This is a genomic window from Clostridium gallinarum, assembly GCF_014836325.1.
Classification (GTDB): domain Bacteria; phylum Bacillota; class Clostridia; order Clostridiales; family Clostridiaceae; genus Clostridium; species Clostridium gallinarum.
In genome coordinates, this window is sequence record NZ_JACSQZ010000003.1 from 33,145 (window position 1) to 51,325 (window position 18,181).

General features: G+C 28.9%; 15 protein-coding genes. 1 reads left to right on the plus strand and 14 read right to left on the minus strand.

Annotated features, from left to right (window positions below):
- Positions 1–2 precede the first annotated feature (2 nt).
- From H9660_RS01245 to H9660_RS01290, 10 genes are all read right to left on the minus strand, one after another.
- On the minus strand, positions 3–1,385 hold the full coding sequence (locus tag H9660_RS01245; protein WP_191747736.1) for a V-type ATP synthase subunit B: 1,383 nt from the start codon (positions 1,383–1,385) through the stop codon (positions 3–5).
- Positions 1,378–3,159, minus strand: a complete 1,782-nt coding sequence (locus H9660_RS01250) for a V-type ATP synthase subunit A (RefSeq protein WP_191747737.1) — start codon at positions 3,157–3,159, stop codon at positions 1,378–1,380. The genes H9660_RS01245 and H9660_RS01250 overlap by 8 nt, the downstream gene beginning before the upstream one ends.
- A gap of 17 nt (positions 3,160–3,176) precedes the next feature.
- Positions 3,177–3,488, minus strand: coding sequence for a V-type ATP synthase subunit F (locus H9660_RS01255; protein ID WP_191747739.1), 312 nt, complete (start codon positions 3,486–3,488; stop codon positions 3,177–3,179).
- Entirely contained in the window at positions 3,481–4,482 is a 1,002-nt protein-coding gene (locus tag H9660_RS01260; RefSeq protein WP_191747741.1) for a V-type ATP synthase subunit C, read from the minus strand. Before H9660_RS01260 ends, H9660_RS01255 begins: the two co-directional genes overlap by 8 nt.
- 12 nt (positions 4,483–4,494) lie before the next feature.
- Positions 4,495–5,085: a V-type ATP synthase subunit E gene (locus tag H9660_RS01265; protein WP_191747743.1), complete on the minus strand. Its 591-nt coding sequence runs from the start codon at positions 5,083–5,085 to the stop codon at positions 4,495–4,497.
- Positions 5,086–5,103: 18 nt separating this feature from the next.
- Positions 5,104–5,589, minus strand: coding sequence for a V-type ATP synthase subunit K (locus H9660_RS01270; protein ID WP_191747745.1), 486 nt, complete (start codon positions 5,587–5,589; stop codon positions 5,104–5,106).
- Positions 5,590–5,602: 13 nt separating this feature from the next.
- Positions 5,603–7,558 carry a V-type ATP synthase subunit I gene (locus H9660_RS01275; RefSeq protein ID WP_191747747.1) on the minus strand — a complete coding sequence of 652 codons (1,956 nt, stop codon included), beginning with the start codon at positions 7,556–7,558 and terminating at the stop codon, positions 5,603–5,605.
- Entirely contained in the window at positions 7,545–7,871 is a 327-nt protein-coding gene (locus H9660_RS01280) for an ATPase (protein WP_191747749.1), read from the minus strand. Before H9660_RS01280 ends, H9660_RS01275 begins: the two co-directional genes overlap by 14 nt.
- A gap of 191 nt (positions 7,872–8,062) precedes the next feature.
- Positions 8,063–9,739, minus strand: coding sequence for a B12-binding domain-containing radical SAM protein (locus H9660_RS01285; protein ID WP_191747751.1), 1,677 nt, complete (start codon positions 9,737–9,739; stop codon positions 8,063–8,065).
- A 28-nt stretch (positions 9,740–9,767) separates the two neighbouring features.
- A complete protein-coding gene (locus tag H9660_RS01290; protein ID WP_191747753.1) occupies positions 9,768–10,262 on the minus strand; it encodes a hypothetical protein in 495 nt (164 codons plus the stop codon).
- Positions 10,263–10,419: 157 nt separating this feature from the next.
- On the opposite strand from H9660_RS01290, the gene spoVB reads away from it, so the two are divergent.
- Complete coding sequence (spoVB, locus tag H9660_RS01295; RefSeq protein WP_191747755.1) at positions 10,420–11,919, plus strand: stage V sporulation protein B; 1,500 nt, start codon at positions 10,420–10,422, stop codon at positions 11,917–11,919.
- A 154-nt stretch (positions 11,920–12,073) separates the two neighbouring features.
- Here spoVB and H9660_RS01300 read toward each other — a convergent pair whose 3' ends face one another.
- The 4 genes from H9660_RS01300 to H9660_RS01315 form a co-directional block, all read right to left on the minus strand.
- The gene (locus H9660_RS01300) at positions 12,074–13,690 is read right to left on the minus strand and encodes a putative polysaccharide biosynthesis protein (RefSeq protein WP_191747757.1); all 1,617 of its coding nucleotides are present in this window, start codon (positions 13,688–13,690) and stop codon (positions 12,074–12,076) included.
- 15 nt (positions 13,691–13,705) lie between these two features.
- Positions 13,706–14,674: an RluA family pseudouridine synthase gene (locus H9660_RS01305; RefSeq protein ID WP_191747760.1), complete on the minus strand. Its 969-nt coding sequence runs from the start codon at positions 14,672–14,674 to the stop codon at positions 13,706–13,708.
- Between the two features lie 208 nt (positions 14,675–14,882).
- Positions 14,883–16,067 carry a M20 metallopeptidase family protein gene (locus H9660_RS01310; protein WP_191747762.1) on the minus strand — a complete coding sequence of 395 codons (1,185 nt, stop codon included), beginning with the start codon at positions 16,065–16,067 and terminating at the stop codon, positions 14,883–14,885.
- 137 nt (positions 16,068–16,204) lie between these two features.
- Entirely contained in the window at positions 16,205–18,175 is a 1,971-nt protein-coding gene (locus tag H9660_RS01315) for a cell division protein FtsA (protein WP_191747764.1), read from the minus strand.
- Positions 18,176–18,181 lie beyond the last annotated feature (6 nt).

Below are 18,181 nucleotides of genomic sequence, written 5' to 3' on the forward strand. Positions count from 1 at the left end.
GGCTATTCTTCATCTCCCTTTGGCATATACTTTTCAAGATACTCATCTCTAATTCTCTTAAGCTCTGTTCTTGGTAGTATCTTTAAAAGCTTCCATCCTAATTCTAATGTTTCTTCTATGCTTCTATTAGCAGTGAAACCTTGAGATACATATTGTTCTTCAAAAGCTTCTGCAAATTTTGCATATTGCTTATCAGTATCTGATAATGCAGATTCACCTAAGATAGCTGATAATTCCTTTGCTTGCTTACCTTGTGCATAAGCTGAGAATAATTGGTTCATTGTATCAGCATGATCTTCTCTTGTCTTATTTCTTCCAATACCTTTATCTTTAAGTCTTGATAATGATGGAAGAACATCTATTGGAGGCATAATTCCCTTCTTATATAATTCTCTAGAAAGGATAATTTGACCTTCTGTAATGTATCCAGTTAAGTCTGGAATTGGATGTGTCTTATCATCTTCAGGCATTGTAAGTATCGGAATTTGAGTAATAGATCCTTCTCTTCCTCTAAGTCTTCCTGCTCTTTCATATAAAGTTGAAAGGTCAGTATATAAATATCCCGGATATCCTCTTCTTCCTGGAACTTCTTTTCTAGCTGCAGAAACTTCTCTTAAAGCTTCTGCATAATTTGTTATATCTGTCATAATAACAAGTACATGCATTCCTTTTTCATAAGCTAAAAATTCTGCTGTAGTAAGAGCCATTCTAGGAGTAGCTATTCTTTCTATTGCTGGGTCTGATGCAAGGTTCATAAATAATACTGAATTATCTATAGCACCAGTTTTATTAAATTCATCTACGAAGAATTGAGATTCTTCGAAAGTAATACCTATAGCAGCAAATACAACTGCAAAGTTAGCATCAGAATTTAAAACTCTCGCTTGTCTTGCAATTTGAGCAGCTAATTGTGCATGAGGAAGTCCTGATCCTGAGAAAACAGGTAACTTTTGTCCTCTAACTAAAGTATTAAGTCCATCTATAGCAGATATACCTGTTTGTATAAATTCTGATGGATAATCTCTAGAAACTGGATTTATAGCTTCTCCATTTATATCTACTCTTTTTTCTGGTATTATATTAGGACCGTTATCTATAGGGTGTCCCATACCATCAAATATTCTTCCAAGCATATCTTCTGAAACACCTAGTTCAAGAGGTCTTCCTAAGAATTTTGCCTTTGTTCCTTTTAAATTAATTCCTGATGAACCTTCGAAAAGTTGAACCATAGCTCTAGTTCCATTAATTTCAAGAACTTTACCTCTTCTAATTTCACCAGTTTGAAGTTCTACTTCAACTAATTCATCATATTTAACGCCTTCAACACCTTCAACTACCATTAAAGGTCCTACAACTTCTGTTACTGTCTTATATTCTCTAAGCATCTAGAACCCCTCCTTCTTCGTTGATTAATGTATCTATAGCAGATTTTAATTCCATTTCAATTTCATTCATTTTATCTAAATTATCTTCTGCAATATATTTACTTCTTGCAATTTTATCTCTAATTTCACTTAATCCTAAGATTTTATTTAAATACACACCTGCTTTTAAAGCTCTTTCTGCTTCCTTTTTAAATAGAAGTATTAACTTTAGCATCTTATATTGTTTATCTAATGATGCATATGTATCCACTTCATGGAATGCATTTTGTTGAAGATAGTCTTCTCTAATTGACTTAGATACTTCTAGTTTTAATCTATCATTTTCTGATAAAGCATCTATACCAACAAGGCTTACTATTTCTTGAAGTCCTGACTCTTCTTGTAATAATGTCATAGCTTCTTGTCTTAATGATGACCAATCTGATGCAACTTCTCCATTCATCCATTCATCTATTGTATCTGCATATAATGAATAAGAATTTAACCAGTTTATTGATGGGAAGTGTCTCTTATAAGCTAACTGAGCATCTAATCCCCAGAATACCTTAACTATTCTAAGAGTTGCTTGAGTAACTGGCTCTGAAAGGTCTCCTCCTGGAGGTGAAACTGCTCCTATAGCTGTTACAGCTCCTTCTCTTCCATCTTTACCTAAGCAAATTACCTTACCAGCTCTTTCATAATAATCAGCAAGCCTTGATCCAAGGTAAGCTGGATAACCTTCATCTCCTGGCATTTCTTCAAGTCTACCAGACATTTCTCTTAAAGCTTCTGCCCATCTTGATGTTGAATCAGCCATAATTGAAACTGAATATCCCATATCTCTAAAATATTCTGCAATAGTTATACCTGTGTAAATACAAGCTTCTCTAGCTGCAACTGGCATATTTGAAGTATTAGCAATAAGTACTGTTCTCTTCATTAAGCTTTCACCAGTCTTTGGATCTTTAAGTTCTGGGAACTCATTAAGAACGTCTGTCATTTCGTTTCCACGCTCTCCACATCCAACATAAACAACTATTTCAGTATCTCCCCATTTAGCTACTTGGTGTTGTACTACTGTTTTTCCTGCTCCGAAAGGACCTGGAACTGCAGCTGCACCACCTTTAGCAACTGGGAAAAATGTATCTATAACTCTTTGACCTGTAGTCATTGGAGCATCAGGTTTTAATTTTCTTGCATATGGTCTACCTTTTCTTGCAGGCCATTTTTGCATTAAAGTTAATTCCTTATCACCTTTTTCAGTTTCTACTATGCATACAGTATCAACTATAGTGAAATCTCCTTCTTTTATTTCTTTTATAGTACCCTTAACACCATAAGGTACCATTATTTTATGAAGTACTACTGTAGTTTCTTGAACTGTTCCAATAACATCTCCAGATTCTACTACATCTCCAACTTTAGCTGTAGGAACGAACTTCCAAAGCTTTTCTCTATTTAAAGACTTAACAGCAACACCTTTTGTTAAGAATGGTGAGTTTGCTGCCTTTGCAAAAGCATCAAGTGGTCTTTGGATTCCATCGAACATTGATTCAATAAGACCTGGTCCTAATTCTATACTTAATGGTTCTCCAGTTGTAACAACTGGGTCTCCTGGTCCAATACCTGTAGTTTCTTCGTAAACTTGGATAGATGCTTTATCAGCTCTCATTTCAATTATTTCACCGATAAGGCCTTTTTCACCAACTTTAACCATGTCGAATATATTTGCATCTTCCATCCCTTCAGCTACTACTAAGGGACCTGCAACCTTAATTATCTTTCCGGTTTTCAACTTACTAACCTACCTTCCTATAAAATATTAACGCCAACAGCTTTTTCCACACTATCACTAATTTTCTTAAGTCCAATATTTAATGAACCTTGATTGCTTGGAATTAATATTACCGCTGGAAGTAATTGTTCATTATAACGAGCTATAGTTTCTTCTATATCTTTAGCTATTTGTTCAGTTACAAATATTACTGCATAATTATTTCTTGCACAATTATCAACTGCTCTTCTTGCTTCATCAGCTTCAACTACTGGAAATACATCTATTCCTAAAGCCTTAAATGCTAAAATTGAATCTTTATCACCAACAACACCTATTTTCTTATGCATATATATCACGCAGCCTTTCCCTTATTACTTCTTCAGCAATATTATTAAGCTTGCCAACCATTATAATTCTTATAATTTTTATTTCAGTTTCCTTCGCATAAATATAAGATAATATTTTTTCTGGTCCAAAAGTAACTAACTTAGAATCCTTCATTAAGTCCATAATATAATTATCACTTAACTTTTCTAGAAGACTTGCTGATTCAGTTTGGATATAACCTTCAAATCCTTCTTTAACTAAATCAGAATAAATTGTACTTTGTAACTTAGCCATTATATTTTCTGGTGATTCATTCAATAGAGATACTAATTTACTACTATCTATTGCTCCACCTTCTACTATTACTTCGCTAGCAAAATCTCTTCCCTTATTTTGTTTTTTAATTCTAAGTAAAGTTCTTATATTAGTAGAATCTATCATAGCTTTAACTAAATTATCTATAAATTTATAATTTAAAGAATTTTTTATTTCTACTAATTCTTTGTACATATATTTATCTATTATTATATCTATCTTTTGAGGGTCTTTAGTTTCTTCAAAGACCTTCATAGCTTCTTGAACTCCTTTTCCAATGGTTCCATTTAAGCTTTTTAAATTATCTCCATCTATCTTACGCTTAATTTCTTGTAAATCTATATTTCCAAGTTTTATAAGCATTGAAGAAAAATCCTTACCTAATACTTTAGCCTTTAAAAGAACTTTAACATTATGATAATCGTATTTTAAACTCATAATCTTAACTACTTCTTTTACAGGGCTTATTTCATAAACTAAATCATACACTCTTTTTAATTCAGCTGTTAATATTTCTTCATAATCCTCTGGTCTTTTTATATTAGATGAAACATTAGCATACTCAGTTTCATTTAATATTCTAAGAACTTCACTAGCAGATGGAGCTTCAATCATTCTTTCAACTTTCGGTTTATCAAGAAGTTTAGTTTCTAAAACCCATATTCTTGATACCGCCTGGGTAAATTTCATTACATCCATCTCTTACCCTCCTTAATTAAATAGCACATTTGCCACTTCAAACTCCAATTCATCCTTTAATGAACTTACTAAAGCCTCATATGTGTTATTTATTTCTATACCATTTCTTTCAAGGATAAAACCACCCTTAAAATTTCCGATATTAGAACTTAACTTTATATTTCCCTTATCTCCTAAGGATTGATTTAAATCATATATAAAAGTAAGATCAACTAATTCCATTCCATCTTTATTTAATATAAGATTTTGCTCTCCTATATTTCCTAAAGAAAGGATTGTATTTTTTACAAATCTTAGAAAATCATCTCCTGAAATAGAAGATAACACATCTATACTCTTATCAAATACTTCCTTTATAACTTCTTGCTTTGCAGCCAACTTATCATTTCTAACTTTTAAAGAAGCAGATGATATAATTCTTTCTTTTCTATTCTTAGCTTCAACCTCAGCCTTTTTTATTATTTCTGTTTCTAGTTCCTTGGCTTTAGCTACTTTTTTTGAAAGAATCTTATTCTTTTCCTCTTCTGCAGAAGCTAGAATGCTTTCCTTTCTTTCTTCCGAATCCTTAAGGATTTTAGAAGTTAGATTATTAATATTTGCCATCGCCTATTCTCTCCAATCCTAGAATCCTTTGTTTACTAACATAAATGAAATAACGAAACCTAATAATGCATATGTTTCAACCATTGCTGCTAAAATTATACCCTTAGTATTATGTTCTGGGTTTTTAGCTAATATTTGAATACCTGCTGCAGCAACTTTACCTTGAGCTATACCTGACCAAAGACCTGCAAATGCTATTGGTAGACCTGCTCCTAATAAATATAAACCTTGTTCAAAAGGCATACCAGCTGATATCTTAGTGAATATTAAGAAACCTATAACGAAACCATATAAACCTTGAGTACCTGGTAATAATTGAAGTACAAGTGCCTTACCAAACTTTTCTGGCTCTTCAGTAACTAATCCTGTAGCTGCTTCACCCACTATACCAACACCTTTAGCAGATCCGATACCTGATAAACCAACAGCTAATGCAATTCCCATTGCAGCTAAAATCATTCCTCCATTATTTTCTATAAAAAATTGAATCCATGTCATTTCCATTTTATAATTCCTCCTAATTTCTTTTGATCCTTATATATTTTTCTGATCCTTTAAATGCCTTAAACGGTCTTCCTCCGCCATCATAAAACTTAGAGAAATATTCAACATATTGAAGTCTTGCTGTATGAACATATGCTCCAAGTAAAGATAATCCTAAATTAAATATGTGGAACAATACAAATAATATTGGTCCTATTACTATTGCAGCAACTCCTGGTAATGTGTGTATTAATAAATTTAATGCCCCTGCAATAGATCCACCTGCAAGTCCTAAAGCCATAAGTCTTGTATAAGATACTAAATCTCCTACATAGCCTGTTATACCATATAGAGAGTATAAACCTTGACCAGCCTTAGCTCCAAAGGATTTTTCTTCTCTTCCTCCACCAATAACTATTAGTATCATACCAATAACCATTGTAACTATAAAAATATTTCCAACTATATTTGGTAATTTCAATAACTTAGCAGTTGCTAAACCACCTATAGATAATAAAGTTATTATCCAAGAACCTGCATCTAATAGAGCATCCTTAACCTTTCCTATTCTTACTAAACTATATACTTTTATAAATAATCCAAAGAATATTTGAATAACTCCAAGTCCTAAAGATAAATAAACTATAGTCATAACATTCTTATTAGTATCTATTATTTGAGTTGGTAAAGTTATTACATCTCCAAAGAATGATCCATATATTGCTCCAAAGAATATTGTTGGAAAACTTAAATAAAAGAAAAATCTTGCAAAATCTTTCATTCCATCACTTAATTTAAAGTATTTAAGTGCTATTAGTGATCCTATTAATACTAATAATCCATATCCAGCATCTGCAACCATCATTCCAAAGAATATTAAATAAAATGGTGCAAGGAGTGGAGTTGGGTCTATTTCATTATATTTAGGATAACTATACATACCTGTAACACTTTCAAAAGCAGATACAAGCTCTCCATTTTTTAGCTTAATAGGTACATTATCAACCTCATCTTCTTTAACATCTTCAAACTCTATATAATAATCATTACCTAGTGTATCATTACATACAGCTCTTAAGCTTTCGCTTTCTTCTTCTGCTATCCATCCTTGAATTGCACAAATATTTTTAGTTCTTAAAAAGTTCTTAGAAACTTTACTTCTCTCAACCTTACTTGCAAAATAATCATATGCAAGTTGTAATTTTTTCAAATCTTCTTCAAGATCTGAAATTTCTTCTTGTACAAAGAACTTCTTTGATTGAATTTCTTCTATTTGATGTTTAAAATCTAAAACTAATTTTAAAGGTTCACCCTCATATTCTGTTTTAAAAGAACTAAATCCAATACTTCTTAAAAATTCTGAAATATTTTCTTCATACTCCTTATTTGCTAAAATCAATAAATTAATATCATTATTACTTCTTGAAATAATTTCAATATATGCATTGTTTAATTCTTGAAGTAATGTTTCTTCATATGACTTAGCTATAGTTCCTAAATAATAAGTAGTATCTTTTAAAGTTTTAAGTTCACCAAATGCTACATCTAAACTTTCCCATGGAATTAAGGTTTCTATTTCAGATTGTAACTTTGTAACTTGCGAATCTAATTTAGCTAACTCTTCATCTCTTTTTTTTGCTTTTTCATAACTATCTAACCAATTAGAGGATTTAACATAGTTTTCTAATTCATCCAAAGTTAAAGTCATTTTTTCTTCCTTTAAAGCTTTTAGTGTAGACTTTTTAGGAACGTATTTACTTAAAAAATCAACTCCAAACTTTGTCTTTGCAAGATCTTCCTCATAACTTGAAGCTTCGTTATCATCATTATCCCTAGATAACTCTTTTAACTCTTCATATTTTTCAAGAAAATCTTCATCTTGCAAGTTAATAAACTCAACATTAGATAATCCTTGCATTTCTTTTAAGAGTTTTTTCTTCTTAGATTCAAAGGTAAGTAAAGTGAACTTATTCATCTTAACTATTGCCATGAATCTTCACTATCCTCTCAACGATTAAATTAATAGCATTATTTTTCTTATCATCAGAAACATTTTTGATTTTTTGTACTTCTTTTTCACCATTTTCTAATATAGGTGTTGACTCTAATCTTCCTTCTTCTTCTGATTTCTTAAAAATTTGATCTTTTCTTAAGTTCGCGCTTTCTATTATTTTATTATATTCTTCTTCTGCTTGGATCCTTGCGCTGTTAATTATTTCTTTAGACTTAATTGTAGCTTCTTGAATTAGCTCTTCTGCCTTATTCTCAGCTTTTTTTATATCATTTATTGCTTCTAATGCCAAAATCTCACCACCTTTATCTTTTTGATAATATAGAAATTAATACTTTATATAGTATTGATTACTCTTTACTATTATTTATTATACACTTTTTCCTGTTTTTTTCAACATCTTTATCTTTATTCTAGAAAAACCATATTAGTTTTCCTAGAATTGTAAATGTTTTCTTCAGAGAATTGTTAACTTTTATTTCCTTAATCTTCATTTATCTCATCAGTTATATTTATTATATCACCTCCATAACCAAATAAATAATAATCCTTTTCTTTAACTATTATCGAATCTTCTTTAAATTTATTAATATTAATATCAAATGATTCCAAATAATAATCTTTAAAAGAATATTTAACTCTTAACTTCTCTTTTATTTTTTCTTCTAGTTCTTTATCTATACTTTTCTTTATAAATTCTGGAATTCCTCTTTTTTTATTAAAACTTAAGTAATCAAATCTTAAAAACTCTTTTAATATATGATTATCTTCTTTTAATATCTCCATATTAAAATCTAAAAATACTCTATAATATTCACTATTTCCTATATTTCTATTGAAATACCCCTTTTTCTCAAAGTACATTCCAAGCTCATAATAGAAATCAAATGGAGTTTCAAATTTCTTTACTAAATATTTTATTATGTTATTAAATTTTTGTGAGTTATAGTATTTATCAACCATCTCCTCAACTTTTTTAAGCTTTAAGAGTTCATAATAGCTTATATCCTTTGTTTTTAATATTTCATAAGGTGGATATGGTGAATACTTCATTCCATAATCTTCTGCTTCTTCTCTCATAGAAGAACCTCTTAATAGTTTTAAAAAACCTAATTGTATTTCTTCTGGACTTATACTATAAACATCATTAAAAGATTTTTTGAAAGATTCATAATCCTCTCCTGGAAGACCTGCAATAAGATCTAAATGCTGTTTTATATTTCTTATTTGAAGAAGTTCATCAACCTTTTCCTTAATATCACTAAAATTAACAAATCTATTTATTCTATTTAATACATCATCATTAGTAGTTTGAACTCCAACCTCAAACTGGAATCTATCCTTAGGAGCCTTTCTTAGTAGCTCTAATTCTGCCTTTTTCAATATATCGGCAGATATTTCAAAATGGAATTGTGTTTTAGTATCTTGATTAATTAAAAACTCCCATATAGCCATTGTAAACTTATGATTACAGTTAAATGTTCTATCTACAAACTTTACAAGTCTAACTTCCTTATCTATAAAATATTTTAATTCCTTCTTTACTCTTTCTGCATCTAGAAATCTAACTCCATGAACCGTAGATGATAAACAATATTTACAATTAAACGGACAACCTCTAGATGCCTCATAATATACTATCTTATTATCTAAATTTTCATCTTCTTCATAAGGAAAAACTATTTCATTCATGTTCATTAAAGGTCTTTTACCATTAAATAAAATTTCATTATCCTTTTTATAGTATAATCCTCTTATAGTATTTATATCTCTTTCACCTAATTTATATTCTACAAATTCTCTATATGTTTTTTCACCCTCACCTTCAATAATATACTCCCCATTAAGCTCTTTAAGTATATTTTGACTATCATAGGATACTTCTGGTCCACCATAAAGTATTTCAATATTTTCATCTACTAACTTTATTAAATTTGATAAACGATTTATCATTTCTATATTCCATATATAAGTGGAAAATGCCACAACATCAGGCTTTTCTAAAATTATTTCTTCTAAAATCTTCTCTTCTCTATCATTTATAGAAAACTCCCTAATTTTACAATCATAATTCATATCTTTTGTAAATGCTTTTAAATATCTAACAGCCAAATTACTGTGTACAAACTTAGAATTTATAGCTGTAAGTAAAATTTTCATACGTATTTTTCTCCCTTCAACTTAAAACTTATATTTTACTAGCTCTTATAAAATGAATATCCTCCCATAGTTTAGTTTCTTCTATTTTATAATATTTTTCAAGGAGTTTTTTATTTTCTTCTATATTAGATTTTATTAATGGATTTAAATTCTTAAATTCGAATTCTCTTAATTTTCCTGAGGGTAAAATTGTTATTATTTTATTATTAACCATATCCTTTATTTCTTTATTTATATCCCATATAAATAATTCTCCACCAGATTCTATATATTTGCTTACTTCTTCAATCAACTTTAATCTAGTTGAAGCATTCCAAAACCTACTTAAACAAAAAAACATAGTACAAATATTATATTCCTTTTTTATAAGATTATTATTTTCTTCAGCATATACATAATCTACAGATACTTCATTCATTACTTCCTTTGATATATTGTAAATAACACCAAAGCTTTCTCCAATATCTAATATATTTCCCTGTAGCTTTACATCTGATAAATTTAAAACTATTGTTTTTCCCATCTCACCTTACCTCCATATTACATAAGTTACATTATATTTATATTTATACTTAGTAAAAAATATTAATAAATTCCATATTATATTTAAAATTTTTTACATATTCATATTTATATTGATTTAAGAATAGATATAACTGTATTGATTGGGGGTGAAAAATTTGAAAGAAGATAGTTTTTTAAAAAATTCTATGCTTCTAACTGCATCTAATGTTACAACAGGAGTTTTAGGATTTATTTTTTCAATTTATTTAGCAGATCTTATAGGTCCTGTTGGTCTTGGGCTTTATGGACTCGTAATGCCTATTTATAATCTTTTTATTTGTCTTATGACAGCTGGAATAATAGCTGCTATATCTCAGGTTTCAGCTATCTATAAGTCAAAGGGACAATATAATAATATAAGTAAAACTATTAAATGTGTTGCAAGCTTTAATGTAATATGGGCTGTACTTATCGGAGTAATTGTGTTTTTTTTAGCTCCTTACATAAGTAAATATGGAATTCATGATATGAGAACTGTAAATGCTATTAGAATAACTTGTCCAGCAATGGTCTTTATAGCTTTATCAAACATTTTAAAAGGGTATTTTTATGGTGTAACAAAAATAGTAGTACCTTCATTTATTGATATTTTAGAAAAGGCTATGCGTATAATTACTATAACATTACTTATTTTTATATTTAACTCTACTTCTATTACTACCCTTGTAACTTTAGCTTATTTATCTTTAGCTATTGGTGAACTACAAAGTTTAATTTTACTTTTGATATATTACAAAAATATAAAAAGGAAATCTCCACCGTCTTTAGATAAACCTGAAAGAGCTTCACAATTATTATTTAATGTTTTAGTTATTGCATTACCTTTATGTATAAATGGATTTTTAGGAAATTTATTTGGAACTGCATCCACACTTCTAGTTCCAAGACGATTAGTAGCAGCTGGATTTGATGCAACTGCAGCTTTAGGCATGATAGGAAAGTTTACAGGTATGGCATTAACTATAGTCACATTTCCAATGATAGTTGTTATGTCTATTAACTCTTTAATAGTTCCAGACCTTTCGGAAACTATAAGTCGAAGGGACTACTATAATGCTTCTATAAGAATAAAAAAAGTTATGAAAATTGCATTTTTACTTGGACTTGCTACTACAGTTATATGTAACCTAGTACCAACCTCCCTTGGACAAATGTTTTTCAAAAGAGATGATTTAGGAATCTATATAAAAGTAGCATCTCTAAGTGCTCCAATTTTCTTTACTGCTAGCACTATGTTTGGAATTTTAAATGGATTAAACAGACAAGGTATAATACTTAGAAATTCTTTAATAATATCTGCTATTGAACTTGTTTGTCTTTTTATATTCATTGGCATTCCAGGCGTAAATATACTTGGATATGGTATAACATTATTTATAACTTCAAGTATAAGCTTATTTATAAATCTTAGAGAAGTACAAAAACACATATACTTAAACTTATCAATTAGTAATATAATTATTTTTACTTTACTAGGAATCCTAACTTTTATTATTCTAAGAACCTTAACAGCTAATATATTAAATAATTTTCTTATTCTAAAAAATATAATTATTATAGCAATAACTTTCTCAATATTTACAATACTAAACTTCTTTGGAATTGAAGAAGACTAAAAAAGAGATAAACATTATATTCCTTACTCCGTCGCATGCGCTCCAAGTCGCAGTCATACAATGTTTATCTCTTTACAAACTGAATGAAGGAGGTAGCTAAACGCTACCTCCTTATTATTTTATCTTTAATCGATTATTATCAATTATGCATTATCTATATCAGTTTTTTTCTTAATCTTCTTGGTAAGAATTTAAATAGTGTTGGTGATATTAAATCTAAGTCTTTTCTTTTTATTCCACCTAAATATATCATAGTATAAAGATAAATAGTTCCACCTATAGCAATTAATATTAATGTTATAATTGCACTTACTATTCTTCCTCCACCTAATGCATCTGAAACTTTAGTTATAGGGAATTTTGCAATTAATATTCCGATTGCCATTAATATTGAACAAATAGTTGGTATAATAGCTTGTTTTACTATAGGAATATTTACTTTAAAGAATTCTTTTATTTTTCTATGATTTATTACAGTAGGTATAATAAATGATACAAAAGTTGCAACTACTGCTCCCATTATGTTAACACTTGGAATTGCAACTAAAACTATGTTTATAATTATTTTTGCAAATAATCCAATACTAGCTGATACTATAATTAAGTATAATTTATTAATTCCTTGTAATATAACATTTTGTATTGTTGTTATTGACATAAATATTAATAATGCCGAACCATACATAAGTAACGTATATCCTGAATTAGAAGGAAATAAGAAAGTATATATTTCCTTACTTAATATTGCTAATCCAAAGGTAGCTGGCATAACTATTATATACATCATTCTAAAGGAATAACTAGTTTGCTTCTTTAATTCTTTTCTATCCTTACACACAAACGCTTGTATTATCTTTGGAAATATAGATGTTCCAAGAGCTGTTACTATAGCAAGCGGTACATAAATAAGTGTTTTATAATAGGATAAAACTGATGTTAAGCTATCTATTTTAGCTTTATCAAAACCAGCTGAAGTTAAACTTCTTGCTAAGGTTATACTATCTATAACTCCTGCAAAATTTTGAACAGCTGCAACTAATGTTATTGGAATAGCATACTTAAATAGTTTTTTAACTATTCTCTTATCAGAAACTTTTTTTCTACTTGGATCGTGGTTTATTTCTGCCTCTTCTCTAAAATCATTTTTATTATAAATATAAATAATATACATGATTGCAACAACTGCACCAAGAGAAGTTCCTACAGTTCCCCCTGCACTTCCCCATTCTAAGCTGCTTGTAATCTTTATTAATAAAGCTGCAAAAATAATACTAAGCACAACATTTATTAATTGCTCAATAATTTGAGATATTGCTAGAGATTCCATTTCTTCAATCCCCTGCATATATCCTCTAAATCCAGCTAAGATAGCAGCAAAAATTATTGCAGGTCCTAAGAACATAAATGTCAATGCTGATCTTTCTCTATAAATCAGTTTAGATATAGGAAATGCTAATGCCATAAATATTCCTGCAATAACTATACTTATAATCGCTAAATATTTAATTGCAAGCTTCATTGCTCTTAAAGCATCTTTATGATTTCCTACAGCCCTAAGTTCAGTAACAACCTTAGTTACTGCTGGTTGAGCTCCTAAACTAGTTACTGCAATTAGAAATACAAATATATCATAGCCTGCTACATATATTCCATAGCCTTCTTCCCCTAGAACTGCTGTTAATAAAGGAACATATATTGCTGATAATAACTTACCAGCAATACCTGCTATTGATAATATTAAAAAACCACGTCCGGCTGATTTTTGTTCCATATTAATCACCTTTTACTATATTTTAAACTTAAATACATCATTTTTAATCTTTTTAAATACTGGTGGTAAACTTTCTGTTATTGTTTTATTATTTAAATAATTTAATTTATCCTTTGTATCTCTAAAAATCAGTTTATATGCATATAAGAATTGACAATCTAAGCCAAACTTATTTGCAAAGAATGAATTTAATTTTCTATCTCCATACTTATTATCTCCAATAATAGGAGTTCCTAAATGAGATAAATGAGCTCTTATTTGATGACTTCTTCCTGTTATTAAATCTATTTCTAGGAATGAATAAGCCCCATTAGTTTTTAAAGTCTTAACTTCCATAGCTATTTCCTTAGAATTTGGAACTTCTTCTTCATATATTTTAGAAATATTAGCATCTTCATTCTTAAGTATGTATCCTTTATATAATCCATCCTTAATTTTTCCCTTAACTAAAGCATTATAATACTTTTCAACATTACCTTCTCTTATTAATTCATTTACAGTTCTTAATGATTCAAAGTTCTTACCAAATATAACTATACCAGAAGTGTTTCTATCTAATCTATTACATGGTGCTGGAGTAAATGTTAATTCATTTTCAGGTATATAATCACCCTTTGCATTTAAATAAGATAATACATAATCTGTTAAGCTAGGCTCCTTACCTTTTTCATCTGGATGAACTAAAATATTAGGCCATTTTTCAACTATTAATATATTAGAATCCTCATATGTTATTTTCATTCCACTAGCATTTACCTTAATAAACTTTTCCTCAGGCTTTTCCTTAGTACTTTGTATATATTTAATTTCAACTACATCCTCAACTTGAAGTGTGTAATTTTCCTTTTGCTTCTTTCCATTAACCCTAACATCACCTTTTCTTAAGGCTTTAAATATTTTACTTAAAGGTACATCCTTTAATAATTTTCTCAAAAACTTATCCAGTCTTTGACCCGCTTCATTTGTTCCTATTTCTATTTTCAATAGTATCACTCCTTATAAGTTAAGAATGAAAAATTAAAAATGTAAAATTTAGGAGGTTTTGCACAGCAAAACTTATATTAAATGTGCGAAGCACTTATATTTCAAAATCCAAAGGATTTTTTCCTTAATTCTTCATTCTTCATTTTTAATTTTTCATTGTAAAAATATTTATATTTTTACTTATTCATTGTATTAGATTAATATTATTTTACCTTCTTGTCAAATATTCCACTGCCATTTGGCATTGCATAGCTACTCCAAGTGGTAGGCATTCTTCATCTATATCAAATAAACTACTATGTGCTGGATAAATAATGTTTTTTTCTTTGTTGCCTGACCCTAGGAAATAAAAAACTGCTGGTCTTTCATTTGCAAAGTAAGCAAAGCTTTCTACTCCCATTTTAGGATGCTTTTGAACTAAAATATTATCTTTTCCTAAAATCTTTTCAGCACTATTTTTAAATAGACTTACCATTTCTTCATCATTATAAAGATTTGGATAAGATTCTTCTATTTTTATATCTGCAGTAGCTCTTGATGATTTACATATTCCCTCAACTATTTCTATTAATCTTTCTTTTGCAAATCCTCTATCTCCCTTGCTCATAGTTCTAATTATACCGCTTATTGTTACTTCGGCTGGAATTATATTTTGAGCTGTTCCTCCATGAATACTTCCAACAGTTATAACAGCTGGGTTAGATGTATTTATTTCTCTACTAACTATAGTTTGTAATGCTAAAACTATATGACTTGCTATTACTATTGGATCTACTGTTGTATGGGGATATGCCCCATGACCTCCTGATCCATTAATTTTTATAGTAAATTGATCTGATGCTGCATTTACTACTCCTTCTTTAATCATTATTGTTCCACATTCTAAGGTTTCTTCCACATGGAGACCACAAACACAATCAACTCTAGGATTTTCTAAAACCCCTTCTTTAATCATAAATCTAGCTCCACCTACAGTTTCTTCTGCTGGTTCAAATAATAACTTTACATTACCACTAAATAAGTGTTTATTCTTATTTAATATCTTAGCTGCTCCTAGTAAAATTGTAGTATGTCCATCATGACCACAAGCATGCATTTTATCTTCTATCTTAGATGAATAATAACAGTTCTTTTTATCTAAAATAGGTAATCCATCTATATCTCCTCTTAGAGCTATAGTTTTATCTAAATTATCGCCCTTAGTTCCTCTTATTATTCCACAAACTCCTGTTTTAGCAACTTCAGTAAATTCTATGCCTTCATTTTTTAAAAATTCTTTTATAAACTTGGATGTTTCATACTCTTCCATCCCAAGCTCTGGATGCTCATGTAATCTTCTTCTTATGCTAACTAATTCATCTTTTATGCTTATTGCTTCTTCTTTAAAATTCATAAACCCACCCCCATATTTAATTAAAAATGGATAATTGATAATGCGTAATTATGGATGTAATTTGTTCCAAATTACTTTCTTTTTCATTTTGTTAATACTATATTTTTAAATTACACAAATATGTCCTATCCATATATTTAAGACCAGAAAACTTCTATATTATCCCCATCTTTTAGTTTTTCTGTATATCCTGCTTTTTCTCCATTTAATAATAGGTTTATTACTCCTTTTGCTTTAGTTAAATCAAAATTAGCATAATTAAAAATATCTACTAATATGTAATCTTTTTGTCCTTGCATATTAATTTTATTATTATTAAATATAACTGTTATTTCTGAAGTTTTATTAATAATTTCTTTCTCATAAACTTCTTCTTTTATTTTATTATAAGTTGTTAATTTATCTCCTTCTTGTACTATATAATTATCATTAATATCAATATCATCTTTTTTAATATATATGTCTTTATTTAATATATATTTTTTTATATCTCCAATAGTTTCAGGAAAAACTATATTAATATCATCATTTTCTTTTATAAGATAATCTAAATTTTCTCTATTATTATTTACTAAAATTATAGGTTCTAGGTTAATAAGCTCATTATTTATATATATGCTTACACTATTAAATTCTCTTATTTCGTCCATTACTTTAGGTGTCGCATCTCTACCACATACAGCATATTCTATTTCTATATTATCCCCAGCTTTTATAATTTTGTCTAAACTTTCCACATTTTCATTCACTTTTATGATAGGACTTCTTCCTCTTTCACCAAAAGCTATTCTTTTAATTCCATTTAATGTATATCTTAGATTTTTCCCATTTTTCGCTATAAGCATATTAGGATTAATTCCAGCTTGAATTACAACATCCATAACACTATGATTATGTGAATTAAACATTGTAACAGGACTTTCGTTTAAATTTACTTCTATAAAATCATTAGTGCCATTCTTTATAGATATTAACGCTATACCTAAAACAGTTACCCCTGCTGAACCAAGCTTATTGTCACTTATACAATTTTCTATAGCTTTTCTATCTTTAATTGCTATTCTTTGTATTGGTATATTTAATACTTCACTTAATTCGTTTATAAGTCCTGGAGTATGAGCTCCTCCTCCAACTAAAAATAACGCACTTGGAGATTTATTAGCATTTAATTCAATAATTTTATTTCCTATAGCTTCTGCAATTTTTTTTACTACTGGTTTAATTGCTTTTAATATATTTTCTGATTTTACAGTATTTTCAAGTCCAATTATATCAGTATATGTTATTTCATCTTTTATAGTTAAATTTCTCTTTATGTACTCTGCTGTGTTAAAGTCTACTAAACACTCCTCTGCAATAGCCTCAGTAACTTCATCCCCTGCCTGTGGTACCATTCCATAGGATGATATACTATCTTTAGAACTTATAGCTATATCTGAAGTTCCTGCACCTATATCTACTAAGGCTATATTTAAGAGTCTTAACTTTTTAGGCACTACAGCTTCAATAGCTGCTATTGGCTCTAAAGTTAAATTATTTACTCTAAGTCCTACCTTATTCATTACTGAGTATAAGGAGTCTATTACTGACCTTGGTAGGAAGGTTGCTATAGTCTCAACCTTAGCTTCTTCCCCCTTATGACCAAGTAAATTTGAAATTACAAATCCATTTAAGAAATAACTTTTAACTGAATATCCTACACAATACAATCTTCCATTAGTTGTTTTATTTATTTCACGCTCTGCTTCTTTAATAGAAAGTAATTCTAAGTTTTTTATATCTTCCTTAGTTATTTCATAATCTATATTAAAATCAATTTTTCCTATAGAATTTACCGTTCTTAAAAATCTTCCTGCAGCTGCGATAGAAACGTCTGTAAGCTTTATATTAAGTTCACTTTCTATTTCATCTACAATAGCCTTTACACCTTTTGCAACTAAATCTATATCATGAATTTGACCATCTATCATAGCCCTTTCTTCATGCTCTAAATATTTTTCACATATTACTTTAAAACTATTATCCTCAACTACACCAACTGTTCCAATTAAGGATCTAGTTCCTACATCTAGTGCAAATTTAATATCCTTTAAATTTACATTATCCATATAATA